The sequence below is a fragment of the Bifidobacterium angulatum DSM 20098 = JCM 7096 genome, assembly GCF_001025155.1.
GTDB classification, from domain to species: domain Bacteria; phylum Actinomycetota; class Actinomycetes; order Actinomycetales; family Bifidobacteriaceae; genus Bifidobacterium; species Bifidobacterium angulatum.
On the sequence record NZ_AP012322.1, the window covers coordinates 1,285,085 to 1,311,481 of the forward strand.

General features: G+C 53.4%; 20 protein-coding genes and 1 pseudogene. 6 read left to right on the plus strand and 15 right to left on the minus strand.

All coding sequences use genetic code 11. The features are described from left to right. Positions 1-49: 49 nt before the first annotated feature. Positions 50-1,222 (minus strand): annotated as a pseudogene (locus BBAG_RS08495) (hypothetical protein); the annotation flags it as partial. A 515-nt stretch (positions 1,223-1,737) separates the two neighbouring features. On the opposite strand from BBAG_RS08495, the gene BBAG_RS05275 reads away from it, so the two are divergent. The 4 genes from BBAG_RS05275 (at position 1,738) to BBAG_RS08500 (ending at position 6,324) form a co-directional block, all read left to right on the plus strand. Continuing rightward, positions 1,738-3,102, plus strand: coding sequence for an amidohydrolase family protein (locus BBAG_RS05275; RefSeq protein WP_003826789.1), 1,365 nt, complete (start codon positions 1,738-1,740; stop codon positions 3,100-3,102). A 150-nt stretch (positions 3,103-3,252) separates the two neighbouring features. Then, positions 3,253-4,650 (plus strand): uracil-xanthine permease family protein, encoded by a 1,398-nt coding sequence (locus BBAG_RS05280; RefSeq protein WP_003826790.1) that lies wholly within the window; start codon positions 3,253-3,255, stop codon positions 4,648-4,650. 419 nt (positions 4,651-5,069) lie between these two features. After that, the gene (locus tag BBAG_RS08125) at positions 5,070-5,444 is read left to right on the plus strand and encodes a transposase (protein WP_003826791.1); all 375 of its coding nucleotides are present in this window, start codon (positions 5,070-5,072) and stop codon (positions 5,442-5,444) included. A 151-nt stretch (positions 5,445-5,595) separates the two neighbouring features. Continuing rightward, entirely contained in the window at positions 5,596-6,324 is a 729-nt protein-coding gene (locus BBAG_RS08500; RefSeq protein ID WP_003826792.1) for an integrase core domain-containing protein, read from the plus strand. Between the two features lie 279 nt (positions 6,325-6,603). On the opposite strand, the gene BBAG_RS08325 is transcribed toward BBAG_RS08500, so the two are convergent. The 9 genes from BBAG_RS08325 to BBAG_RS05320 all read right to left on the minus strand — a co-directional run bounded on the left by BBAG_RS08325 (position 6,604) and on the right by BBAG_RS05320 (position 16,772). Continuing rightward, on the minus strand, positions 6,604-6,918 hold the full coding sequence (locus tag BBAG_RS08325; protein WP_081930092.1) for an LbetaH domain-containing protein: 315 nt from the start codon (positions 6,916-6,918) through the stop codon (positions 6,604-6,606). A gap of 284 nt (positions 6,919-7,202) precedes the next feature. Beyond that, positions 7,203-8,192, minus strand: a complete 990-nt coding sequence (locus BBAG_RS08220; protein ID WP_033508393.1) for a glycosyltransferase family 2 protein — start codon at positions 8,190-8,192, stop codon at positions 7,203-7,205. Positions 8,193-8,219: 27 nt separating this feature from the next. After that, positions 8,220-9,671, minus strand: coding sequence for a flippase (locus tag BBAG_RS05295; protein WP_033508395.1), 1,452 nt, complete (start codon positions 9,669-9,671; stop codon positions 8,220-8,222). A 3-nt stretch (positions 9,672-9,674) separates the two neighbouring features. Further along, positions 9,675-10,541: a beta-1,6-N-acetylglucosaminyltransferase gene (locus BBAG_RS08330; protein ID WP_080704343.1), complete on the minus strand. Its 867-nt coding sequence runs from the start codon at positions 10,539-10,541 to the stop codon at positions 9,675-9,677. Between the two features lie 23 nt (positions 10,542-10,564). Continuing rightward, complete coding sequence (locus tag BBAG_RS05305; protein ID WP_003826803.1) at positions 10,565-11,719, minus strand: polysaccharide pyruvyl transferase family protein; 1,155 nt, start codon at positions 11,717-11,719, stop codon at positions 10,565-10,567. Beyond that, positions 11,716-12,987, minus strand: coding sequence for an O-antigen ligase family protein (locus BBAG_RS08335; RefSeq protein WP_003826806.1), 1,272 nt, complete (start codon positions 12,985-12,987; stop codon positions 11,716-11,718). The genes BBAG_RS05305 and BBAG_RS08335 overlap by 4 nt, the downstream gene beginning before the upstream one ends. Before the next feature lie 51 nt (positions 12,988-13,038). Continuing rightward, positions 13,039-14,022: a glycosyltransferase family 2 protein gene (locus BBAG_RS05310; RefSeq protein ID WP_003826807.1), complete on the minus strand. Its 984-nt coding sequence runs from the start codon at positions 14,020-14,022 to the stop codon at positions 13,039-13,041. After that, a complete protein-coding gene (locus tag BBAG_RS05315; RefSeq protein WP_003826808.1) occupies positions 14,019-15,173 on the minus strand; it encodes a glycosyltransferase family 4 protein in 1,155 nt (384 codons plus the stop codon). The genes BBAG_RS05310 and BBAG_RS05315 overlap by 4 nt, the downstream gene beginning before the upstream one ends. A gap of 72 nt (positions 15,174-15,245) precedes the next feature. Further along, positions 15,246-16,772, minus strand: coding sequence for a sugar transferase (locus BBAG_RS05320; protein ID WP_033508399.1), 1,527 nt, complete (start codon positions 16,770-16,772; stop codon positions 15,246-15,248). Positions 16,773-17,376: 604 nt separating this feature from the next. On the opposite strand from BBAG_RS05320, the gene BBAG_RS05325 reads away from it, so the two are divergent. Continuing rightward, the gene (locus tag BBAG_RS05325; protein WP_033508472.1) at positions 17,377-18,924 is read left to right on the plus strand and encodes an MDR family MFS transporter; all 1,548 of its coding nucleotides are present in this window, start codon (positions 17,377-17,379) and stop codon (positions 18,922-18,924) included. Positions 18,925-19,118: 194 nt separating this feature from the next. On the opposite strand, the gene BBAG_RS08860 is transcribed toward BBAG_RS05325, so the two are convergent. Continuing rightward, the gene (locus tag BBAG_RS08860) at positions 19,119-19,925 is read right to left on the minus strand and encodes a ComF family protein (protein ID WP_407921663.1); all 807 of its coding nucleotides are present in this window, start codon (positions 19,923-19,925) and stop codon (positions 19,119-19,121) included. A 41-nt stretch (positions 19,926-19,966) separates the two neighbouring features. Then, the gene (locus tag BBAG_RS05335) at positions 19,967-20,758 is read right to left on the minus strand and encodes an HAD-IIB family hydrolase (RefSeq protein ID WP_003826813.1); all 792 of its coding nucleotides are present in this window, start codon (positions 20,756-20,758) and stop codon (positions 19,967-19,969) included. Between the two features lie 78 nt (positions 20,759-20,836). Here BBAG_RS05335 and BBAG_RS05340 point away from each other — a divergent pair, with 78 nt between their 5' ends. Next, positions 20,837-21,265, plus strand: coding sequence for a metallopeptidase family protein (locus BBAG_RS05340; RefSeq protein WP_143155137.1), 429 nt, complete (start codon positions 20,837-20,839; stop codon positions 21,263-21,265). Between the two features lie 104 nt (positions 21,266-21,369). Here BBAG_RS05340 and BBAG_RS05345 read toward each other — a convergent pair whose 3' ends face one another. The 3 genes from BBAG_RS05345 to BBAG_RS05355 are packed head-to-tail and all read right to left on the minus strand — an operon-like array spanning position 21,370 to position 26,299. Further along, on the minus strand, positions 21,370-22,875 hold the full coding sequence (locus BBAG_RS05345; protein WP_003826815.1) for a DUF5719 family protein: 1,506 nt from the start codon (positions 22,873-22,875) through the stop codon (positions 21,370-21,372). Further along, positions 22,872-26,003, minus strand: a complete 3,132-nt coding sequence (locus BBAG_RS05350) for a glycosyltransferase family 2 protein (protein WP_003826816.1) — start codon at positions 26,001-26,003, stop codon at positions 22,872-22,874. Before BBAG_RS05350 ends, BBAG_RS05345 begins: the two co-directional genes overlap by 4 nt. Further along, positions 26,000-26,299 carry a WhiB family transcriptional regulator gene (locus BBAG_RS05355; RefSeq protein ID WP_003826817.1) on the minus strand — a complete coding sequence of 100 codons (300 nt, stop codon included), beginning with the start codon at positions 26,297-26,299 and terminating at the stop codon, positions 26,000-26,002. Before BBAG_RS05355 ends, BBAG_RS05350 begins: the two co-directional genes overlap by 4 nt. Between the last annotated feature and the right edge of the window lie 98 nt (positions 26,300-26,397).

Here is a 26,397-nt window from a genome sequence, read left to right on the forward strand (position 1 = left end):
ATCCACAGCACTTCCTCCAGCACCTTGTGGGCATCGATACGGAACCAGTATTGGTATACGCACACATCGTCCATACGGTGTCCGCATTCATGCCAGCCGCGAATCCCACCGCAGCACTTCCATTCATGCCCAAGCCATTCAACAATCGTCCCGCATGCTTCGCACCGGCCCATACCGCGTTGATGATATTGCCGGAGCCATATCCGGTAAACACCGTCCACGGATGGGCGAGCAACCCGCATATCGGGTCAAGACTCTGGTAGATTCGCGCGAAGAACGATCCGTCTCCTTCGGCACCGTTTTCCGCAATCGAAGATAGTCGGGAATCGGCAAGCACGCCCAGCAGACCAAGCATAACCGCACCCAGCAGCTGCGCAACACCACGCACACGCTGTTTCTTGTCGCACCACGAATTATGCACAATAATGGCAACCAGCAACGCCACCACCGAATCAAGGACGATCCGGGTGCCGGCCTGCATCAGCACAGCGCCAATCGCATACACAACGATGAGGTTGCGCAACCGCTTGGCATAGATACGGTCGCGCCCACGCATAAGCCACATAAGCGGCAGCAATACGCCGAACAGGTGCATGCCGATATAGCTGGGCTCCGCGAACAGGAACTGCGGGCGACCACCGCCCCACACCGAGCTTTCATTGATGTACTGCCGGTACATGAGGTGCGCGAAATAGTCGGTCAACGTCTTGATATGCAGATGGATGGATAGCCATTGCACCACGCCCACGCCGAAGGAGAACCAGTAAGAAGCGATGAGAATCCGCAATGGCGTACGCCACGGAATGCGTTTGATGCCGAACGCAATGGCGATCGCACCCAAAGTGGCGAGCACGCCCAATAATCCGGTGATGCTCATGAACGCGGCGTTGAGGTGGATGCCGAATTTCAGCCATCCCGGGATGGACAGGATTATGCAGACCACTGGTAGGAGGAACATTGGCAGGTACCGGTTGGCTGCGATGCGCAGTTGACGCCAATTGCATAGGCAGTACACGGCGAACAGCGCCGGACTGATTGGCGACCAGAACGGCGCGTACAGGCCGAGCGTAGTGCCGTCCACCGGAAGAAAAGCGATGGCCAGCAACAGCCAAATGACGTTGCGTTCCTGCGTTGTCAGAAATCGCAGGAACGGCCGATATTGCGGCCGGCCATGATGGTTGCCCGCGTCAATGGTGTTGTTGTGTACGCATGCCTGGTTCATGTGATTTCCCCTCCCCGTCAACCTTACTCGTTCATCATGATGTATGGTGCCACCCGTTGTTCATTTGTAAGTGCAATGCCTTCGTCAGGCTTGTAGAACTGGCGGCGCGTCGGCGAACTGCTAGAATTGCAGGACCAACATGGGCGTTGCACTTACAAATTGAATCCGGACCCTTCGTCATATCGCTGTAACGTGCGACTTCGTGCGCCACTACCAATCACCCGCGATGGCGCGCAATGTCGCGCATAGCTGGAAGTCGCCCGCCTATACGTGTTTCGATTCGGTTACCGGTGGACGCGAGGCCGTTTACAAAGCATGCCTATCTTATGAATCACAAGTTTTCCTCGTTTTCCTTCACACCAAAACGCGGAGGCTTGGTGATGCGAGCGTGCCGGATACATTAACCGCGCTACACCGCAGAATCTTGCCGAGACAACCATAACCGTGCCATGCGCGGAACGTTGAATCTCGACTGATGCTTCGTTTCCACATGGCCTCTAGGGAAGGCAGGAAACGTGACTCACTACGATTTACTCATCAAGGATGCGGATATCTGCGTCATGGATAGCACCATGACACGCATTCCCCAAGGTTGGGTAGCCGTGAATGGCACCGATATCGCAGCAATCGGCCAAGGGACAACACCAGAGAACATCACCGCTTCGGATACCATCGACGCATCCGGTCAGGTACTATTCCCTGGTTTCATCGACACCCATACCCATATCTTCCAATCATTCCTCAAGGGATTGGGCGCAGACCATCGCCTCATCGAATGGCTCAACTTGTCCGCGCTCCCTTATGGACAGTTCATGACTCCGTACCAGCAGCGGCTCGCCGCACAGTTAACCTGCATGGAAGCTATCAAAAGCGGATGCACCACGCTCTGTGAATTCTTCTACACCAATCAGGACCCCGAGCTGGCAGACGGATGCATCGCCGGCATGGAAGACACCGGTATCCGCAGCATCTTCATCCGCACCTTCCAAGACTGCGGCAAGGATTACGGCATGCCGGCATGCTTCATCCAACCGGCCAGTCAGGCCATGGAGGAAGTAAGCCGTCTGCGCAAAACCTACGCCAATCGAGGTGACATGCTGTCTATCTGGACCGGCCCGGACGTGACCTGGTCCACCACCAAGGAAGGCTATCGCACGATGCTGGAGTATTGCAATGCCGAAAACGTGCGCTACGCCATGCATATCGACGAAACTGAAGTCGATGATGACATGTGCCAACGCAACTACGGGCAAGACATCGTGCCGATGCTTGACGAAATGGGTTTTCTGTCTGACAGAATGCTCGCCACACACTGCGTGAACCTTACGAATGATGAAATCCGCCGCTTTGCCGACAATGGCGTTTCCATCAGCTACAACCCAGTATCCAATATGTACCTCGGCTCGGGCGCGGCACCTATTCGAGAAGCGCTCGATGCCGGAGTGAACGTATCGGTCGGCACCGATGGCGCGGCCAGCAATAACACCACGGATTATCTGGAGAGCCTGAAATTCGCCGCGCTTATCCAGAAGGGATTCACCCGTGACGCAGCCCGCATCACCGCACCACAGACCTTGCAGATGGCGACCAACGGCGGCGCGAAGGCCGCAGGCATGGAAAATCGCCTCGGCAGCATCGAGGTAGGCAAGCGAGCCGACATGTTCCTGTTTGAACCGCGAAAGCTCAAATCCACGCCGATGCATGACCCTTACGCCACAATCATCTACTCCTCCTCCCAGGAAAACGTCTCCACTACCATAGTCAACGGCAAGATCGTCTACAGCAACGGCCAATTCTCCTGCGGTATCGAGGAGCGCGACTTGTCCGACAAAATCAACATCGAACTTGACAAACTGCGCAAGCAGGTTGCCGCACTATAAAGTCCATATATCAATATTTACAACCACACGAAAGCTGATAACTCGGCGTGAGCCTACCCTTTTTCGCCCCATCCGAGACTCACTCATCTCGAGACACCATACACGGCATCATCCAAATCAGCCTTCCCATCCATCAGAGAGGAACACATCATGAGCAAAGAAGAAGCCCCACAACTCGTCGCGGGAATCGACGACAAAATTCCGGTCGGCAAATCCATCGTTCTGGGATTGCAACACATTCTGTCTATGGATCTGTACATCATGCCGCTCATCCTCGGAGGAGCCATCGGATTGCAGGGAGGGAACCTGTCGTTCTTCCTGCAGATGAGCTTCTTCGCATGCGGCATCGCCACGCTCCTGCAAAGCGGCATGTTCATGAAGTACCCCATCGCGCAAGGTCCTTCATATGTTCCACTCGGCGCGCTATGCATGATTGGAGCGACCATGGGCATTCCAACCATGATCGGCAGCCTCATTCCGGGTGCGCTTATCGTCATCCTGCTCGGCGTGACCAAGCTATTCTCCAAGTTTATTCGCAAAGCGATTCCTCCGTTCATCGGCGGCATCATCATCCTTATCGTCGGTTTGACCCTGGTGCCGACTGCAGTTACCGGAGTGTTCAGCACTACTGGCAACTTGACCGTCAATGCAATAAGCGGTTCCGTCACCTTTGTGGTGCTGCTACTGTGCATGGTGCTGCAATATTGCCTGAAAAACAGCGGACTCCTGCACATGTGTTCAGTAATCATCGCGCTTGTTGTGGGCACACTGGTCGCCGTGACAATGGGCGGAGCCGATTTCAGCTCCGTTTCCAACGCGGCCTGGTTCGCGCTGCCGCAACCTTTCCACTTCGACCTGCCACAATTTAATTTGAGCGCCTGCCTGCTGATGGTGGTCGTCTACCTATTCGTCATGCTTGATACAACCGGCACCTGGTTCACTGTCAAAGCCATCACCGGCGCTGACCTCAATGACCGACGCATCGATCGCGGCACCATCGGCGAGGGCCTAGGCTGCTTGGTCGGCGCATGCTTCGGCGGCACTCCGATGACCGGATATTCGTCCAACGCCGGTCTGATCGCTATCACCAAGGTCGCCAGCCGCAGGGCCATGATTGCGGGCGGCACGATTCTGGTAGTACTCGGTTTCTGCCCCAAGCTGATGGCCATCATCACCTCGCTGCCCACACCCGTAATCAACGGCGTATTTGCAATGGTCGCCATGACTTTGATTGCCAACGGCATCAAGATGGTTAAAGATACCGTGCTTGACGACCGCGCCACACTGATTCTTGGCGTCGCTGTGATGTGCGGCGCGAGCACGATGATTCTGCCTGATGACGTAGTATCCGCTGCACCGCAGTTCGTGCAGTTCTTCCTCTCCTCCGGCATTGCGGTCGGCGGCACGGCGGCGATTCTGCTGCAATTACTATTGCCGAAGACCGTTTCGCTGACGGGTACTGCTCCGAAGGCCGCATCGGCATCGACAGCAGCATCGGCTTCATCGGTCTCGAACAAGGAGCGTGTTCAACAAGTCGTGAATGCGTGATGCAAAGCGACCTAGACTAGAGATATGCTCACCCATTACAAGTCCATAACTATCATGCAGGCAGCCGTCACAGCAGCTGCCTGCATCCTTACGCTGTCAATGTCTCCGTACAGCATATACAAACGAAACCGACGGCACAGTAACCCCGGGTTCTATATAGAAGCGCAACACCTGTTCTATGGTTGGAAGTGTTCAAGTCCTAACTCAAGAAGGTGTTGCGCTTCTATTTAGAACCCGGGCATCCGCGACGGGCTGAGGGCGCATTGGAGCCCCGAGCAGATCGCCGGCAGGCTCAGGGCGGACTTCCCCGATAATAAGGGCATGCACGTATGCGCGGAGACGGTCTACCAGGCCTGGATTGGCTACAATGTGTTAGACAGTCCGATGAGGGACGAATGACATGAGATCGGAGGCCGACGATGGCCGGCCCGAAACATCCCCGCCGCTACGACGAGGCGTTCAAACGGCGGATCGTGCAGTCGTACGAGAACGGCAAGCCGCCGTCGCAGATCAGGGCCGGGTACGACATCGCGCGATCGGCCCCGCGGCGCTGGGTCCAGGGCATCCGCGACAGCGGCTCCACCCGGGCCGCGGACAACCGGACGTCCGGGTGGAACGAGCTGATCGAGCCGAGGAAACGCAACCGCCGGTTGGAGATGGAAGTGGATGTTTCAGAACAGGCGGCGCCGGTATTCGCACGAAGGCAGGCACGGTACGGTCCGACGCCGGCCGCTGCCCGATATCGGCGCAGTGCAGGATCCTGGGCGTTGCCAAGTCGACCTGCTGCTGGATGATCGGACACCCCGAGACCGAGCGCATCGACCCTTATGACAAGGACGTGGAGCGCGTGTAGCGCGACAGCGGCAGGGTGTACGGGGCCGGGAAGATCAAGCACGCCCTGGGGCAGGGGGCGTGGCGCTCTCCAGGCGCCGCATCAACCGGATCATGAAGGGGAACGGCATGGCCGGCTCCTATTCCAAGGCCGCCTACAGGCCACGCCCGGCCAGGCCGAACGACGACCCGGCTCCCAACATCCTCGCCCGCGAGTTCAATGGCTATGCGCCGCGCACCCATCTGGCCTCCGACCCGGCCTACGTGAGGGTCGGTGCCTCATGGTCGTACGTCTGCCTGCCCGGCGGCCTGGCCAACCGGCAGATCGCCGGCCATTCCGTGGAAGTCGGGCACGACACCGACCTCGTGCTGGCCGCGTTCGCCGCGCCGCGCTTCCCCCTGACGGACATCCAGGTGCTCCGCACGGACCGCGGCGGCGGGTTCGCCGGCGAAAGGATGGAGCGCATGCTCGCCGAGTTCGGTATCACGCGTTCCCTTTCCAGGCCCGGCAGCCCGTACGACAACGCGGTGGTGGAATCCACCGACCGTCTCATCAGGAAGGAACTCATGTACGACAACGTCTGCACGAGCGTGGAACGGCTGCGCTCGGACCTGAACAGGTACGTGTGGTGGTACGACCACCAGCGGCTCCACTCGACCCTCGATTACATGAGTCCCGTGGAGTTCACGCAACAAGGAAAGACCCTCCAGGAACAGTCCAACACACCGTTGCCAATCCACGCGCTCGTCGTGCCCTCTAATTTACACATGATGAAGAATTTAGGTAATACTTTGCTGTGTCGACCTCTATGCCGCCGTCTTTATTCCGGCAGACAAAGATGACGGTGCCGACGATGACGGTGGCAGCAAGGATGGCGAGTCTGGTTTCGCGGCGTTCCCTAGCTGCCATATCGGCATATCGGTTGGCTAGGACTTCGGCTTCGGCGGCGACGCCGCTGGCGGCGATGGCTGCGGATGATTATTCGTGATGTTTGGCAGTGGGTGTTGGTGCCAGATTTCCACCGCACCACAGCCTCCAAAAAATCAGATGAAGGTAGGCCAGAAGACCAATGACAATCGTTTGAATGTCCATCAGAATTGGTAAATAGTGCCTTTCTAGGTTTATAGATGTGCGGTAGGACGAGGGATAGGAGTTTCTATTGTGCCTTTATCGCTAATCTTTTTTGCTGGAATACCAGCCCATGTTGTATTGACAGCATTAATGTTTTTGATGACTAATGTCTTGGCTCCTATACGAACATTATTAGCGATATGTATGTTACCTAAAACAGCGCAATCTATCATCAACTCAACATTATCCCCAATTGTGGGGCACATGTTATGAGCCTGTGCAATGACAACGCCACTAGATATGCTGCAATGTTTTCCAACTTTAGCATTAGGATTAATAATTATCCTCTGCGGATGCCAAATCACCAATCCTTCATCAAATACATTAATAGCAAATTCAGAACAAAACCTATCTTCTAGTCTTTTAAGCTATAACTTGCGGCAATAATAAGCAACTTTATGATAGAAAGAGTTTGAGGAAAGGTTAAAATGATATTCACATAATCGTATTAAAGTTTTTATTCTATAAATAGGGTCAAAATGACGCAATATAATGTTTGGGTGAGGTGGCTGAGCTTCCCGGTCTGCATAGAGATATCTTTTGAGATCTTCCTTTGTGTGAATCATTTTTCCTATCCTTTTCAAAGGTGTTATATACGTATGCCGTTTCTATTTTTTGCTGCGTAGAGCGCAGCAATGAGATGATATAAGTTCAAACGAATTAAAAGCCATCGAATACGAGCAGGAAAAGATAGATTACTCATTTTTTTCAAATCTTTACGTACGCCGCTAGTGGACAACGCGCGATATATATTCGTGAAAGATATGCCTTGTATCACACATCCTCCAATAAAACGAAAAACAGATGCCACAAAAGAATCATCAGCATAATGCTGATGATTCTTTTGTGTGTTCTTTACCTTAATGATACGTTTCATTGCCATGAGAACAATATGAATATCGGCAAAATAAGAAAGTGACGCTTTTGCGCAAACCCCATTAGGATTAATAATGTAATAATAGACTTTATCTGATGACATATATACCGTCGAGACATGCTCAAGATACTTGAGTGCAAATTCAAGATCTTCGCCCATAGAAAGCATTGTATTAAATGTTAGACCATAAGCATCGATAATCGATTTCTTATAAATCTTATTCCACGGAGGATTAACACGTTGTTGCAATACCGTGTCGATATAATCGTCAAGAGGTATGAATCCCCTTTGAATGCCAAATAAACCATCAATGAAACCACTCTGATGCGTACCCTCAAACCAGTTCATTTGAATTAAATCTGCATCAGTATGCTCGCAAAGATAACAAATCCGTGCTACATATTCTGTAGATATGTCATCATCACTATCCACAAATAGTATGTAGTCTCCAGAAGCATGCTGTAAACCGAGGTTTCTAGCCGCGCTAACACCTTGGTTCTCTTGATGCAGAACAGTAAGACAACTATGTTTACTGGATAAAACTTGACATATGGTGTAGGTATCATCTTGAGATCCGTCATCAACGACGATTATCTCCATGCGGCCATAATCTTGTTTAATAAATTTATTGATTAAACTGGAAATAGAGCTCCCAGCATTATAAGCGGGAATTACGACACTGAACAAAGGGTTAGAAGTCATTTATTGTCCTCGTAATCACTAATGAAATTATGCGTTATGTCGCCCATGATGAAAGATACGTGAGGTCAACTTTTCAAAAAATTCATCATGAATTACTTTCAGATACACCATTGAGCCAGAAAGATATAGGAATCCACCTACTAGAATCTGGATAATTAACGTAATGATCGTATTGCCCATATAGGCACCAATCCAATATACAACAGCAAACATTATCATTCCAATTGGGAACAAGAAAAGAACTGGCTGTAAATATTGCGACATAGGAAATGATCGACGAACAAGTATTAGCTGTACAAAAAATACTGTAAATTCAGCAATAATTGTTCCAATCATTGCACCAATACCGGCGAATTTTGGAATAAGTATGATGTTTACTGCAAGGTTGGCAAGTGCACCGATAACTGAGGAAATTACATAAGGCTTATCTAATTTATTGGGAATTAAATACTGAGTACGAATGACATTTGCCCAAGTGACGAATATAAGACTAAAACCAAGGCCTGCGATTATCGGCGCACTGCCAACGAATTCGGAACCAAAATAGACTGGAGCAAGTACATTACATATTCCAGCTAATCCAAATGCAGCTCCAACTACCAGTAAGGTAAAGTACCTGACTGAGATTTTATTTAAATAGGAAATGCGATGCTCGTCACCTGTTCCCAACAAAACAGTGATGCGAGGCATCATTACAGTTCCAAATGCCGTAATGAGACTAGATGGTATATTAATGATTTTTTCTGCATTATCAAACAAGCCAACTTGCGACATGGAAGACATTGCGCCAAGCATGACTTTATCTAATAGTTTATATATGCTATATGCAATTGCAGGAATGAAAAGCATCAGTACAGGTTTAATATTGGACTTAACCTGAGACCATGAAGGTTTACAGAAATCAGCGTACTTCCGAATACGGAGCCAAAGATATATTTGACTAAATAACATGCCGCATGACATAATCAGAGCATATATCCAAAGGTCTTCGCGGGATCGAACAAAAATAAAGATTGCCACTACAGTAGCAATCTTTATAATTGCATTCCTAGTGACTGTTACTGCAAATTGTTCTAAGCCAAAGAAAAACCAAGTTATATCTAAGACATAAGATAAAACAATTATGCTTTCAATGTATGCAATTGTTTTATCTCCTGAAAACCAACAATAAATAAAAAGAAAATAAAGAAGCAAGGCAATAACTGTGGTGCATAACTGGATAATATAGGTATTACTGAAGGCTTCTGATACCTTTTGCCTATTATCTCGTACTAGGGCAACACTACGATTGCCATGGTTTGCTATTCCAAGCATGCCAAATAAGCCAAAATATGTAACAATGGAAAATATATAGGAATAAGTTCCTAGTCCATCTGCCCCAAGTACTCGTGATACGTATGGAGCGGTGATTAGCGGTAAAATAATAACGAGAATTTGGTAGGCAACATTGTATGCTAAATTCTTCTTTAGAGAGGACATGAGCTAAACTTCCTGTTGCTTCGTGACGAATTGAACAATCATATCAATGATTTTTTGATCAATATCTGAATCAAACTTCCGGGCAAATAACATCCCTGAAGAAATAAGTGCACCATAGTCTTTTTGTCTGAAGGTATATGGATTACCTCGTTGCCAATCGATGCAGTAACGAATCGAATCATAACTATCGCAATAATTTGGTGTATATATTCTGTTCTTAAAATACGAGTTGGCAACTATGGTTTGCAGCATAAATTCATCTCCGCAACGTGTGCGTTTGAATATATGCTCTACTTCCTTACGCTGAGAGACGACATATCGTGCGAGTTCATCAGTAATACTGAACCAATTGGCGCCTTTTTGATATTTGATGCCATAGCGGCGTCCACGGTCAACCCCTATTTGGAGCGTTAATATAAGACGATATAATGTTTTTTCAATAATATTTTTATGACGTCCGGAAAAGAATGCATATTTTGATACGCGTTCATAGGTTGAACGATCCAAGATATGTTTATCGAAATGAATGAATTCAGTACCCTGATGCTCATCAAAATAGTTATGTATGGCCTGTTGAGAAGCAAGAGGTAAATCGGCGCCAGATAATAGATGATAATAAGAGTAGGTCGATTCAGATGTTGCTGCTTCAAGAAGACGCAACTCACATTCGATTTGCGAAAAATCCCCCCAGCGAACATCTACACGATTGCGAAGAACTACTAACTTGGCATTCCTGACTTGCGCACTTAATTGATGCTTAATTCCATCAAAATCTTTATATTTTGCATCAATATGCAAGAAAATGTCATTGTTCTTGTAGTCCAAACATCGCATCAGCATCCTCAATTGCTCAGGATGCTGATGCGCCATAATCAAATATGCGTGTTGAGACATTAGTTCAATGAATCCACTACAGATTGAAGATACTCGAACGAATGAATTCGAAGTGGCTCTAATTTATCAGGCAACTGCGTATAGTCTACCGGTTCAAACAAATCAAGAGCAGAAAGCTCAGCGATAGTACGGTATCGTGACATGAGACCAAGCTGTGTTAAGAATGAGCTCGCGCGATCATCGAGCGAGGACTCGCTATGCTTGCTGCGGATATACCAGAAGTTCTTTCGGTAAATTGTGCCAAAAGCAGTTCCGTGGAACGAACTTGTGACAAAGAGTTTTGCATGCTTGACCACATTCATATAAACGTCAGGTCCATAAGAGCGTATGAGTCTAATGTCGTTACGCCAGCACATTTTTAGAGTCCATTCTTTTGCTTCCATGAAATACACAGGCATTCCGGTCTTCTTAGAAATGGACTTCAGGAAATGTTGGACTTCTTCGGTGATGCTGAAACAGTAGTAGAAGATATAATCTCCACTAATAACAGGTGTATCACCAACGTCGACAAGTTGTTCCCATTCGCTTTCATCAAGAAGCATGGTGGGATCTAGGCAGATAGGTACTTCGACGCCAGTTGCTTCCTTGATCCATTTCTGTGCATTCTTTTCTCGAACAGAAATTTTGTCAAAATGTTCAAGATAGTTCTCATAACGTTTTGTATCGCCTTCAAGAATGAAAGGATTGTTAGCGCCGAAACTCACAGCATAGGCGAATTTGGGTCGGTCCTTAACGAACGAGAGGTAGTATGCATCATCCGCATCAATGCACTTGATATTCCAAACTTGATCACTTCCGGTTATGAAGGCTTTATACTTATCGGCGAGCGGCTTAAGTTCTTCAATTGAAGAATACGTATCAGAGGACATATGGAAGTATCGTTTTTCGAATGCTTCATAAGAGTCGTACTGGTGTTTCATTTGACTCATATTGGTGGACCAAATCAGGCTTTTAATTGCTTGTTTCCAGTTTTTAGGCTTTGGAACCGGTGCGTACATATTACGCTGGCCCTGGTTGGAAAAATCAATTAACTCAGTCTTTTGGTGGAAATGGTTTTCTAAAATGTGTTGAAGCGCCAAAGCCTGAAGCATAGAGCCATTATTGTGGGACGCATGGAAAGTCATCATACCGATGGTGTCTGCGTTCGTTGTCATATTGTCTCCTTAATTGATTTTGAAAAAATATTCGAATATTGATTATTGAAATATCCGCTAATAGCCACGAGAAGAATGAGAAGATAAACATAATTTTGCATGACTCCAGCCCAGAATAAAGTTGTTTCAAATAGGGCTGAGTATAGGCACATGATTGTTAATGAAATTGTATGCTTTCGCATTGCACGCAATTGAACATGTCTTAGTCCAATAAATAGGACCAATATCATTAAAATGTATAGAATAATTCCAATAAAACCAGTAGTAACAAGTACATAAACATAGCTGTTGTCAAGCCAATATGTTGGGTACGGGGTTAGGTTCATGCCATAAATTTCACTGGAAGCTAATCCGAGTCCTATCATCGTACGTGTGCTTGAGAAGAACGTTGGTAATGCTACCTCAAACAATGTTTCTCTGTTGGATTGATTCAACAAATCTGTTAATGGAATATTGGAAGCTCCTGCCACAAAGAAAACAAACAAGAAAAGTAATAGAAGACATTCAAGAAGTAATTTAAAATAACGTCTATTGGGTGTTTCTTTCAGCGACATGAACCCATAGCAGATTGCGTACACGATCAAACTTGAAATCGCATTACGAGAGGCGCTTCCCAACAGCATGAGAACACTTATAAGAAGTACAATCACATTCAGGATATTATGCTTAAAAGGAATGAGATGTCGAGCTTTGAGAATCATCCAAATGATAATATGGCATGCGCAAAATGCTCCTAGAGCATTGTAATGGCTAAAACCATAATCTGCTCTTACTCGACTCGAATCACTGAATACTGTCAAAGGATTAAGTAAACCGAGATCAGTTATATGAGTAGCAAACTGGAAAAATAAAATAAAAGAAAATGTATAAAATGCTGTAAGCAACATTTTATCGAATAGTCGATATGCCACTGTTACAGAGACCGTTGAAAACACGATCATAAGAAAGAGCATTTGCCTGAGTAAGATACCGTTCGTGTATTGCGCTAACGGTGGATTAACAAAAATAGCACCGAATAATATTATATAAATAATCAGCAAGGCAGATAATGCCGTTGACCAATGCATAGTGCCGATTTTTTTAGTACTTATTTTTTTACTGACATAAAGACCTAACATAGATAAAGAATAAAAAGTCTGTACCGCAGTAGTATTAAGAGGAACGTAATTGAATTCAGTGGTAATGGAGGCTCGGCTAAGTAATATAAATGCAAATAATATCATGCATAGCTTTTCTTGCGTGATATGGAATCTAGATATCGTTGACATAGTCACCTCCTATTTAAATTATCAAGTTTTTTTATTCCTATTTAAAATAGATCAGATTTTATTGCGTATTTTATAAGTCATAAATATGACTTTATATAACGTTGCATTTATCAAAAATAAATGGAATTGGATACGTTTTGCTTTTGATATGTAGTTTGCCTGTGCAATGTACTGTTTTTGGTTTTGAATGATGGAAACACATTGCTTACGAAATGCTTCCGGACAAGGTACTTGATTCTTCAAGTATGAGTCATAAACGGTCAGCGCTGCAGATGCATATGCAGTATGTCCAATTACAGATAAGGACGGATAGTTTCGATCTATATAACGCATTTGCTTATATGCAGCTTCAAGGAAATCATGATTGATTTTCTTACTTTTAGTAATACTGTTTGTCCGCTGGTAGTAGTTGTAACAAGCGTCTGACACGAAGGCTACCTTTTGGGCACGATCAAAGATTTTGAACATGATAAAGAAATCTTCGCTAAGCTTGCCAACGGGGAAGCGTATGCCATCGAAAAGCTCAGATTTGTAGAGCTTGCTCCATGCACCCATATCGAACAGTCGATAAGTGTTCATCTCTGTGATTGCATCGGGAAAGTCAAATACTTGATCAGGCTCGATATTTGCCTTTGGAATGACTGTACCGTTATCGAATACATAATTAATACCGCATACAGCAAGAACGCAGTTATTCTTTTGGGCTGCATTAAGCAATTTCTCATACATGAATGGCTCAATGAAGTCATCGCTATCCACAAAGCCTAGGTATTCACCATGTGCTGCATCAATACCGGTATTGCGCGCTGCTGCAAGACCGGTATTCCTCTGATGAATTACCGTGATTCGTGGGTCTTTATTGGAGTAATCATCGCAAATGAGTTCAGATCCATCGGTTGACCCATCATCGACGACAATTATTTCGATGTTGGTGTATGTCTGTCGCAAAATACTATCTAGACATTTAGCAACATAGGGCTTTACGTTATAAACAGGCACAACAACACTGATAAGGGGAAGTGCTGTATTACTCATTGATCTTCTCCTTTGTAGGTGTTGAGTGTTTGTCGGGTGATGGCGTCCCAGTTGTAGCGGCCGGTGACGTATGCGGCTGCGTCCTTTCCGAACGCGGCGACCGTGTCTGGGTGGTCGAGGAGCTCCTGGAGCCTTGCCGCGAGGTCGTCCACGTCGCCCTCGCGGAACGTCACGCCGTGCATGACGCCGTCTTCGCCCCTGAGCACGTCGGCGCATTCGGGGATGTCGCTGGTCAGGCAGCAGTTCCCGTAGCTCAGCGCCTCGAGCAGGCTCATCGGCATGCCCTCCAGATCGCTGGGCAGCACGTACGCGTACGCGTTGGAATACAGTTCCGCCAGCTCCGCGCCCTGCGTGAACCCGGCAAGCACGATACGCGGATCCGATCCAGCTGCCTTCCTGACCGACTCGTAGTATTCGGCGGAATCCGATGCGCCGCCAGCGATCACGAGCCTCTTGCCGGTGTCCAGGCGCTTGAACGCGTCGATGAGGTAATGCACGCCCTTCTCCGGAACGATGCGCCCCAGGAACAGCACGTAGGAGTCCTTCACCAGCCCCCACTTCTTCGCGATCAGGTCCGCAGCCACCGACTCCACCGGCTCGATGCCGTTCGGGATCAGACGCGTGGACCGGCCGTACGTCCGTTGGAAGTACTCCTGAACGCCGCGGCTCAGCACTATCACCTCGTCCGCGCACCTGGCCGCCGTCCGCTCGCCGAGCTTCAGGTACATGGAGGCGAACTTGCCCCATTTGGCACGCTGCCAGTCAAGACCATGAATGGTCGCTACCGTGCGAATGCCCGCCCAATGCGCCAGACGCAGCATGACGCAGGGGCCTTCGGCATGATAGTGGATCACGTCCGGTTTAGCCTTGATAGCTTGTAGTGTGGCGAAAAAGGAAGAGGATAGTGCGGCAAGTCCCTTGCCTTCAATGGTGGGAACGGAAACAACATTCACCCCGTGATAGGAGAATCGTTTGCCGTGCCCATTGGCCACGCCATCGAATTCGGATCCGGCGACGTTATGCCCGCTACGGTTATATGCAATGACCTGATGTCCACGATCAACCATTCGCGTAGCCAGCTCATCGACCACGATCTCAATGCCACCCTCCCTGGAGGGGATGCGTTTATGCCCAATGAATGCAATCTTCAATGAACTCAAATCCTTACTGCCTTAACCGCGCACGGTACCCTTGTAATCTTTGTTACGCTTTTATTCCCGCTATTAGTATGCACCCTTATGAGTGATGACTGCACCGACTGTGCGGAAAAGCAGCACTATGTCTCCCAACACAGACCAGCTTTGCACGTAGCTGACATCCAAAGACTCCGACTCCTCCTTACTCAGGTTGGATCTGCCTGACACCTGCCAGGGGCCGGTAATACCGGGCTTGACCAGCATACGGGTAGCGTATGTTTGGTTGTATTGAGCCACTTCCTCGGGCAGCGGCGGGCGCGGGCCCACCACGCTCATATCTCCCTTGAGCACATTGAGGAACTGGGGGAATTCATCGATGGAGAACTTGCGGATAAACTTGCCCACCTTGGTGACTCGCGGATCGTCCTTCATCTTGAAAATGAAACGACCCTTCTGCCCAGTCTCCGCAGCCAGCTCAGCCTTCATCTTGTCGGCATTCACCACCATGGAACGGAACTTAATCATCTTGAACGGCTTGCCACGGCGGCCTACACGGGTCTGCGTATAGAAGATCGGCCCGCCATCGGTCACTTTGATGGCAATGGCCACCGGAACAGTGATGATGGCCGTACCCACCAATGCGAGCAGCGAGACCACAACGTCGAACACACGCTTCTGCAGCATCACAGCCGGCGAATACTGCGACAGACAGATGGTCATCACCGTAGCGCCATGAATCACACGCACATTCGTCTCATGGCCGCTCGCATCAGCGGCAGAGGTAACCAGCGCAATCTCCAGGTTCATGGATTCAAGACTCAACGCAAACGTATTGAAATTGTCGGAGAAACGCTGCAGCACATCCGTCACCATCACGGTTTGTGCGCCCATGGCCACAGCACGTTCGGCCAGATCGCCGCCATACGCCAGCACGGGAATCTCCTTACCACCAATCCGGCGAATCTCCTGCATAAACTCCTCGGGTGCGCTGGCAGCCTCAATATGCCCGGTCTGCGCATTCAAGCCAATCGGGCACACCGCCACCGTGCGGTAATTCAACTGCTGCTTCTGGCTCAGAAAACGCAACGCATGCTCAATGCCCTCGCACGAGCCAACAACCACCGTGGCATACGAGTAGGCGCCCTTCTCACGGCCGAACAGCACCAGGCGGCGAATCACAAACCGCTCAGCCATGGTGATCAGCAGCGCGCACACCATGATCAGCGCCGTGGAAAGCAGGGAAATATACGAGTTGAGAATATAATCGACCGCGCACACCATAATGCCGGCGAGCACCGCGCCCTTGAACAGCAGCAGGTTCAGCTGGTAGCCGTCACCCATCACATGCCGGTGATACACGCCCACGCTGTGCATGCACAGCGCCCAAATCAGCGCGCACACAATCACATACACGGCCAGATTGATATGGAAATGGAAACGAGCGGAATACAGCGCCGCCTCATTGCGCGCCATAAGCACAATCACCGAAGCGAGCACAAACGCGGCCATATCGCAAACAGTCAATGCCGCATTGACGAAGAACCTCCAATACGCAACATTCACCAGCTGCTGCCACGATGTGTCTTTCAGTGCGGTGCTATTGGCTTGCGTCATGTCTTCTTTCTCCTGCCGGCTCTCCCCCCAAAGCGCATAGGAGGGGGCAACCTTCAACTTATCGAACGCTCAGTACATTACAAGCGTGCTTTCAGTAAATTTACCCATATTTTTGAGCTCAGCATATGCGCGTCTTGCTGCTACGCACGTTTTGCAGCGTTTCCATGTCATTTTCGATATGATTTTCTCCGCATTTCAACACATTTCCAACGAAAACACACACTTTTCATCAACAAATGTTGATGGTGCGGCGAGCGTTAACGGGGGGCAACGGGACCGCACGGCAGTTCGCCAAGCACCACACGCCTGCAGGCTTTGCACTTCGTTATGCGTTCAAACCCCGAGCCACCCGGCCACCAACAGTCAACGGTGGGAATAGTATGGCAAAGGCTTGTATGGGAAACAGCATGGGCAAAGCTAAGCATGCTTACATGGCGGCGGCCCGGCACCGAGCTCGGGATCAGACCGCAAAAGACGAAGCCACGCATGGACTGTAGGTAGATGGAGCAGGGTTATGAAGAAGAACAAAAGTTTGATTAGTCATTCCGCCAAGGAGCCGGGCAAGGATTCCGCCAAGGCTTCCACAGGTTCCACAGGCGCTTCGATGGCACGGGCACTGACCCACGAGGAATCATACGTGAACGGCAAACTGACCCGCCCCGCATTGGTGTCCATCTCGATCCTGACGTTCATCACATTCGTTGGCAACTTCACGCAGCTGCAGCTCAGCTCCGCACTGCCCACCATCGTGGCCGACTTCCACATTTCCGTAACCACCGGCCAATGGCTCACATCCGTGTTCCAGCTGGTCATGGGCGTGATGGTGCCGCTCACCGCGTTCCTGACGCGCCGCTTCTCCACACGCCAGATCGTAATCTGCTCCATGGTGGTGTTCACACTCGGTTCGGCACTGGCCTGGCTTGGCCCCACATTCGTACTGGTGCTGCTGGGCCGTTTGCTCGAAGCTGTGGGCACCGGCGTGATGTGGCCGGTACTGCAGATCACCGTGTTCTCCATCTACCCGCTGTCACGCCGTGGCGTGGCGATGGGCACCGTGGGCATGGCGATGAGCGTGGCTCCGGCGCTTGGCCCGACCATCGGCGGCTGGCAGACCGACATGACCGGCTGGCGCTCCATCTTCCTTACGCTCACGGTGATCGGCGTGGCCTCGGTGCTGCTGGCCGTATGCTTCCTGCATAATTTCGGCGAATCTGACCGCACGGCGCATGCGGACTTCTTCTCCGTGGTGCTGTCGATATTCGGCTTCGGAGGGCTGATGTTCGGCTTCACCAACATCGAGGCGTATCCGTTTACGAACCCGATGGTGTGGTGCGCAATGCTGATTGGAGTGCTGGGCATCATATGGTTTGTGGCCCGCCAGTTCATCGCACCATGTGAACCGGGTTCCAACGTGATGAAGCGGCTGGTCGCACGCTCCCCCAAGGTGGAAGTGCCGCTGCTCGACCTGCATGTGCTGCGCAACAAAAGCTTTACAGTGGGCACGATGACGGCAGCGTTGGCGTTCTTCGCGTTTAGCTCGATCATGGTGATCATTCCGCTCTACATTCAAAACGACCGCGGCTATTCGGCCATGATGAGCGGCCTGATCATGCTTCCAGGCGCGATCGGCCAGTGCATCGCACAGTTTGGTGGCGGGCGTGCGCTCGACCGTTTCGGTGCACGCCCCGTGGCATTGGTCGGCACCACGATTCTGCTGCTCGGCACACTCGGCATGAGCCTGATCGGGCCTCACACATGGATCTGGTGGGTGTCGATCTGCCAGTTCACACGCCAGATCGGCATGGGATTCGTGCTGATGCCGGTAACTACATGGTCATTGAACTGTCTCGCCTCACATGAGGTTGCCGCAGGATCGGCGGTAACGAACACGGTACGCCAGATCGCGGGTGCCATGGGTGCGCCGATTCTGGTGATCGTCATGGAATCAATCGCCGCGACACGTACCGCCGCGTTGGGTGGCGGGCATGCGGCTGCGATTGCGGGCAGTATTTTCGGCGTGCAGTCGGTGCTGCGCCTCAGCACGCTGATCGTGGCGGTGATGCTGGTGATCGTGTTCCTCGGTGTGCGCGGCGAGGGTGCCGGTTCGGCACGTGACCTGGCGCGCAGGACCGTCGCCAAGCTGCACAAATGATGTGGCTTGGGACTGTAGCCGCTGCTACGCAGCGATAACTGTGACTGCGTGACAGCAACTGTGACCAATGGGACATATTCTGTCACTCCAGTCACAGTTGCTGTCACTTTTACCTCGTGTTGTTGTCACTGCAGTCACAGTAAACGGATATACCCATGATGGGCCTGTAGCAGTGCGGGTTCATCGTCCATCATTCACCGTTCAGCAGGCGGTGGGACGGCGGCGAGCGCCAATCCTCCCACCACGCTCCCCCGCGCCCCACGTATCGCTTCGGCGCACCGGCGCATGGTTGTCCCTGTGGTCACAATGTCGTCCAGGATCAGCACCTTCTTGCCCGCTATAAGCCCCGGGTCGTTCACCTCCAACTGCCCGTCGAGTCGGGCTGCCCTGCCGAGTGCGCTGTGGGTTTCCACGGCTTTGCCTTGTACGTGCCGTGTTCGTAGCGCGTTCACGGCACAGGCTTCCACTCCGGCGGCTGCCAGTTCTGCGGCTGTGGCTTTCGCGAGCGGCCAGAGGTGTCTGCGCCCGCGTGTGCGCATGGATTTGGGTGATGATGGTGCTGGTACGACCAGTATTTGTGTTTGACTGCCTGTTTGGTGTTCCGTCTGTGGCATGGGCTGCGACAGAGTCTGTGGCTTGGTCTGTAGTGTTTCGATGATGCCGCTGCCGGCTACCAGTTGCCGGCATATTTGACTGAATGCCTTGTCGCATTCCGTGTCGCCGTGGTCTTTCCATGAGAGGATTGCCCGGCGTACGTGGCCTTGGTAGGTGCCTGCCACGTATATCATCGCGCAGGCCGATTGTTGGATTGCCGCCGATGGTATGCCGTTCAGTGCGTTTGGCGCGGTGACTGCGCCCGGCGTGCCGTCTGATGCGCCGCTTGGTGCGCCGTTGAGTGGCAAGACCGTATGTCTGCGGAATAGCGACTGGCAGTCGCTGCATAATATTTCGTCCGGCTTGTCGCAGCCTGCGCATCCTCTGGGCAGGATGAGCCCCAGCATGCCCCGCCAGAATGTTTGGGCCGCTGATTGAAGCGTGCCGTTCACGCAATACGCTCCAGCATCGCGTCGATGAACTTCACCGTGTCGTCTGGGTTGTTCACCGCAACTCCCATGGCGCCTGCCTGTACGGCCGGGTAGTCGTTGCCGTCCTCGTTCATGCGGTCGCCTACGAATATCATCCGTTCCACCGGGAAGTCGTTCAGTCTGGCGAGTTCGCGCACCGCGAATCCTTTGTCGATGCCCTGCTGCGAAACGTCGATACTGGTGTAGCCTCCGGCGTGCACTTTCAAATCCGGCAGGTCAGCGGCCACCGCTTCGGCCAGGCGGCGTTTCAACGAACCATCCGGGTCGAACGCCTGTTTCGCCTCCAACGGGGCCTGCTGGCCGAGCACCGACAATGTGATCTGCGATCCCCTGTTCTCGATGCGCTCACCCCATACATGGCCTGGCCACAGGCCCATTTCGCGGGCGCGGCGCTCCAGACTCGCCGAAGCTCGTGCGCACTGGTCCGCAGTCAGATCATGGCTGAACACGCGCGCCCATTCGCCGTTCAGCCAACGGTAGTAGCGGGTGCCGCTGGTGGGCATGAGATGCATGTTGCTCTTGCATGCCTGCGGGGTGAGCACGTCGATGATCTGGCTGACGACCAGCTCCCAACGCCCTCCGGTGATCACCGCCACGTCGATGTGGTTGGTGAGTTCGCTGAAACGCCCCGCCACACTGGGGAGCATGGGCTTGCGGGAGTTGGCGAGGGTGTTGTCAAGATCGAATCCGATGATGCGTGCGCTGCCGGCAAGGGCGTCGTAGTCCAAACGGTCCCATCGTTGGATCATGCTTGCTCTCCTTTGCCGTGCACGGTTGAATGTTCAGTATCCTACCCTAATGCCAGTGGCATGTCATACAGTGAAACCATGGTTGAAGCTCCATGGAATACTCGCGTTTACCGTAATCGCCACGGCAGAGGCACCCGCACTCCCATGTTCGGCGTGCGCCTGCCCAGGTACCGCACCCGTTCGGGCATGTTCGACGATCTGCTCGCGGCGCATATCCGCAGATTGAATAACGCATGGCCCGAACTGATCCGCCCGATCCAGTTCGCCGTGGAGGACGTGCCGCCTTCCGACCCGGTGCCCTGGGAGTTGGAGCCCAATGTGATGTCGCGTCTGTTCCCCGCCGCGCATGGCATGCCGGCGCGCATTGTGCTCTACCGTATGCCGTTGCAGAGCAGGGCACGCAACCGGGACGACCTGCAATGGGCGATCCGCGACGAGCTGGTGGTGCGTGTGGCCGAACTCTACGGGCGCAGACCGGAGGAGATCGACCCCGACTACCAGTGGTGAGCACGGCATTTCAGCCCTGAATGAAAACGCGGGCTCCGGCATTCAACGATGCCGGAGCCCGCGTTTCGATTATGCCCGCGATTACGCCTTCAGCCTTCCAGCGGCTAGCGCACCAGTGACAGGCTGTTGGTCGAGGTGATACGCGCCACGCGCACCCCAAGCTTGGTCGGCCCGACCACGGACACGCCGGCGACCTTCTTGCCCGCCAACGCGTCGGCTCCAAGCCGCAAGCCCCAGGCAACCGTATCGTCTTTGCATGCCACCACGGCCGCCACGCCCTGCGTGTCCATGGTCATGGCGCTATTGGCCTTGATGGTTACCTGCTTACCCTGCCGCATCGAACCGTCATCGTTCATAAACGCCACGGTGGCGGTGGTTTTGGCATTGGAGGTGTTGGCCAAGGTGAGTGACAGATCGTAGCCGTCCGGCAGGGCTATGGCGGAACGCTTCTCGGGAGCCACGGCAGGCAACAGGGCGAAATCCTCCTGACCATCGCCGCCATTGGCCGTCACCTTGGCCTGAGCCAGGAACACGTCGTCGCTGTCCAGCTGGATGCCGCTCACGCCGGACGGCACACTGCCCAAGTCGATGGCACTGACCTGCTGGCCTCTGATATCGAACGTGCCCAACGAGATGAGACCGTTGCCGCTCACCCACGAGGCTCGAACCGTGGCGTTCTTCCTGCCATACAGGTACAGGGTGGTCTTGTCGCCCTTCCTGACCGAAGGAATCAGATTCGACGTGCCCTCGGTGCCCAACGGCATGGCAAAATCGGATCCCTTAGGCGTCAAGCCGTCCATTACCAGCACGCGCACGCTCGCCGCGACCGCAGTGGATTCGCTGGTCACCTTCACATACAGTCCGTCCTGGCCGGGGGCCGCGGCGGACAGGTCCATGGTGGACTGCCCGTTGCCGCGCACGGTAACGTTGCCCGACGTGGCCAGGCTCATCTTGCCCACGTTCTTCGTGCCATATACCTCCACGCTTACCGTGGTGGGCTTGGACGACGGGTTCGCCAATACGAGCTGCTGGTTGGAACCCGTGCCAGTGGAGGGCAGCAGGAACGCCTGGCTGATGGCCGGCACCACGCAGGTAGCGGCAGAGATGCCGCGCAGATCGCCTTCCGAAGCCTGGGAAGCCAGAATGCCCGCCTGGCCTGATTTGGCGTCGGCCTTCAACAGGTTCGCGTCGAACAGGCGCGGGTAGCCGTTGTCGTCGCGGTAGGTCATGCCGTTATCGCTGTCGGCATTGGCCGGTCCTGACAGGTTGGCGGTTTGAGCGCCCGCGACCTCGAATGGGCTGACGGACGCGGCATGCACGGTGCCGAACGCGGCGAAACTGGCGGAAGACGAGACATTGCCTTCGGAGGCGCGGTAGTCGCTGTCGCCCCAATCGGTGGAATCCGGCAGCTGCATGCGTTCCCCGCAATACGATTCCAAACGTTCCTGCACCACACGATGCGAGGTTGCGGAACTGCCATTCGCCGGGTCGACCAGCCACTGGGGCATATTCGCCACACCCATGAAGGCGAGCGCGCCCACCAGGATCAGCGAGGTGATGATGGCGGCGATGACGCGCAGCACGCGAGCAGCGGTTGAATTCGATGTCATGCTTCCTCCTGAGGCTGCTGGTCGCGCTTGCGTGGGAATGCGACAAGCACGTAGAGCAGGAATATCACGCACAGGGCCGCCAGCCACGCGATGCGCCACATGTTGTGCCGTGCCTCGTCCTGCCCGGCGGCGTTCACCGTCATGCCCTTGCCGTCAGCGGCGGTGAGGCGGTAGTAGGTGCCGTTCTCGTTGGCGACGACGGTTTGCGTGCCGTCGGATGCGGCGAGATTGGTGGCGAGCTCTTCGCTGCCGATGCCGCCGGTCACTACGAATATGCCGCCGAAGCCGAGTTTGGCCAGCGAGGCCACTGCCGAGGAGTCGCTGTTCGACAGGAGTCTGGAGGCGAGTTTGCCGATGGTGCGATCGGTGTTGTCGTGCCCGCCGGATGCCACGGTTGCACGCCATGCGGGCGAACTGTCGATAAGGTCGCCGCGCGAGGTGCGCATGATGCTGTAGGAGACTTCGGTGCGTGAATCCGCGTACAGCGCGAGCACACGCTGATCGTGGTTGCTTTGCACGCTGTCTGTGGCGACCATGGGCATGCCGCTGCTGCTTACCGCTACCTGCCCTTTGCCGTTGCGTTCGAATGCGAAGCCGGACCATACCACGATGCTGGCCGCGAGTATGAGCACGAGTAGCATGCGGCCGACCACCACGAGCCAATGCAGGTTGGATGCTGTCTTACCGTTGCTCCCGCCCTCCTGTGCTTGTGTTTTGGTTGTTTTGGAGACGCGCAACGCCTGGAATTTACGTACCGCGCCACCGGCCATCAGGCATACGCACGACATAAGGCCGAGCATGGCGAGCGTCAGGCCGGGCAGTACGGAACCGGCAACGGCGCCGGATTCACTCAGTGAGATGGTCACGTGCGCGGATACGATGGCGAGCGCCCCGCCGGTCAGGATCACGATCCACATCATGCGCGAGGTGCGCAGGGCGAACGGTAATACCAGTGAGACGATGGCAAGCAGCAGTGCGACGATCAGCGCGACGAGGATGCCCATGCTGTAGCCGCCGTCCATCAGGTCGGCAAGCGGGTTGTGGATGTCGATGCCGAATGCGCGATCCACAACTCCGGAAAGGTTCAGAGAGGCGGGTTTGCCGTTCATGCCGACGGACGGCACGTTGATGTCGCCGAACAGCTGACGCCAGGCGCCGTGTTGGGCGAGGCGCGCGGCATGTACCAGTGTCGGCGCGCATAGGAATGCCGCTGGGATCGGCATGAGCAGCAGCATGGCGCGATGGCGTGGGATGAACAGTAGGAATACCAGGAAGGTGACGATCAGCGGCAGCAGCAGCTGTGGTTCGGCTGCGACGACCGGCATGAAGCATAATGATGCGGCGGCCGCGGCCTGCACGGATGCGCGCGGGCGCACCTGATCCTCGGTGTGGTAGAGGCCGACTGCGCGGAACACGAAGGCGAATGCGGCGGGCAGGAAGATCATCACGGTCATCATCGGCAGGTTGGCTGTGGCATACAAGCCCATGGCCAGACCGAACGAGCACCACAGCAGGCCGCTGGCGATGCGCACGGTGTCAGAGCGGGTGAAGATGCCGGCCAGCGCCCAGAACGACAATGCGCTCAACGGCGCGGCGAGGAAGAACAGCAGACCGGTGGCTGCGGCCACGTTGCCGAAAGTGAACAATGATGCCAGCAGCAGCACCCAGAGCCACGGCGTGGGTGGCAGTGACACTCCCCCTCCGATGCCCCACACCCATTGCGTGCTGGCAGCCTCGGCAAGCTGGCCGAAGGTGGCGCCGGTGGGAGTCAACTGGTCGGAGTACAGCGAGCCGCCCGAGAATAGGGAGCGCAATACTGTCCAGTACATCACGACCACCGATGCGAAGGCGACGGCGGCCATGACGAGTGCCGCAATCCAACGTTTTATCGCCCGGACGCGCAGGTGGGAACGGACCAGCGGGCTGAGCAGCGTGGTGTTGCGCTGGCCGTCCAATGCGCGAACGCGATCCTTCCACTGGGTGAGCTGGGCGTGTGTGGCGGTGATCATGTTCAGCTGCGCATGCGGGACCTTCGACTGTTTGGACACCAATGCGCGCGCCTTCGTGCCTGCTGCTGCGGAAACCAGCGCATGCCACGGCATGCACAATTCGCACCATGCCTCATACGGTTGTTTTTTGACCAGTCGGATCAGGGTTTTGAAGAACGCCGCAAACAGGGAGAGTACCCAGACCACCGGCCAGCGCAATCGTGCGATATCGGTGTAATAGTACCGTTGCTTCGCCACCAGGATGCTCATGGCGGGGTTGATGGGCGTCTCCTCGTCCACTTCCTCGCCACCGCGCGTGCGCACGCCCTCATAGCGTGCACGGCGATGTGCGATGCGGGCCTGCGGCACTACGAGCACACGGCCGCCGCTACGACTGATACGCCGGCAGAAATCGATGGATTCGGCGTATGTGGTGAACCAAACGCCGATCCCTCCCATGCTGCGCAACGTGGTCAATGGCAGCAGTGCGCCGGCCAGCGAGACGCTGAACACGTCGGCACGGGAATCGTATTGCTCCTGATCGGGTTCGCCGTCGACCACCAGCGAGGCGACGCCATGCTTGTTCGCGTAGGCGCCGACATCATGCAGGTTCACGCCGTCCCAGTCAAGCTGCTTGGATCCCAGGATGGAAGCGCCCGGCGTATTGCGCTGCGCTTCGAGCAGTTCGCTCAGACATTCGGCGTTTGCGGGGCGCGAATCGTCGTGCAGCAGCCACAGGTTCTTCACCTCGGGCGCGATGCGGGCCAGGCCGATGGCTTTCTGCACCGCGTCCCCGAAGGACCGCGCACCGCGCGTATTCACGATCTGTACGCTCACGGTCTGCGCCTGCGGCACATATTCCAACGGTTCGGAAGACGTGGTGACCACATCGAACGTAGTCTCCATGGATTGCATGGTCTGACCGCTGCAATCGGCGACCACGATGACGCCGGGCAACACGGTCTGCTCCAGCACGGCCGCCAGCGTGTCCGGCAGAAAACGGATGTCGTCTTCGACCGTAACCACCGCAGCCACAGCCTGCGAGACGAACTGACAGTGCGAATACGGGCGGTTGGCCACCGCGTCGGTCAGCACCTGACGCACGCCGCCGTCGAGAATCCGTTCAAGATCTTGAGTCAAATCTGCTCCTTGCGCATCTTTTTGTACCGGCGACGTTCGCGTTCGCTCATGCCGCCCCAGATGCCGAATCGTTCATCATGCTCGATGGCCCAGTTCAGGCATTGCTCGCGTACCTCGCATTGCGCGCACACACGCTTCGCGTCGCGGGTCGAACCGCCTTTTTCCGGAAAGAACGCCTCCGGATCGGTTTGTGAACACAACGCCTTGTTCTGCCACGTGACATCACCGTCCGGCAGGAACAGCCCCCACAGTTCGCCAGACGGCTCCCCCTCGGAATCTTTGGCGATGCCCCACATACGTGCATCCTCCTTGCCTGGCTTTTCATTATTCTGATGTGTCTGCAACAGATAGATTACACACTTGGGGCTTCGTTTTTGTCAAGTTCAAGCTGTGT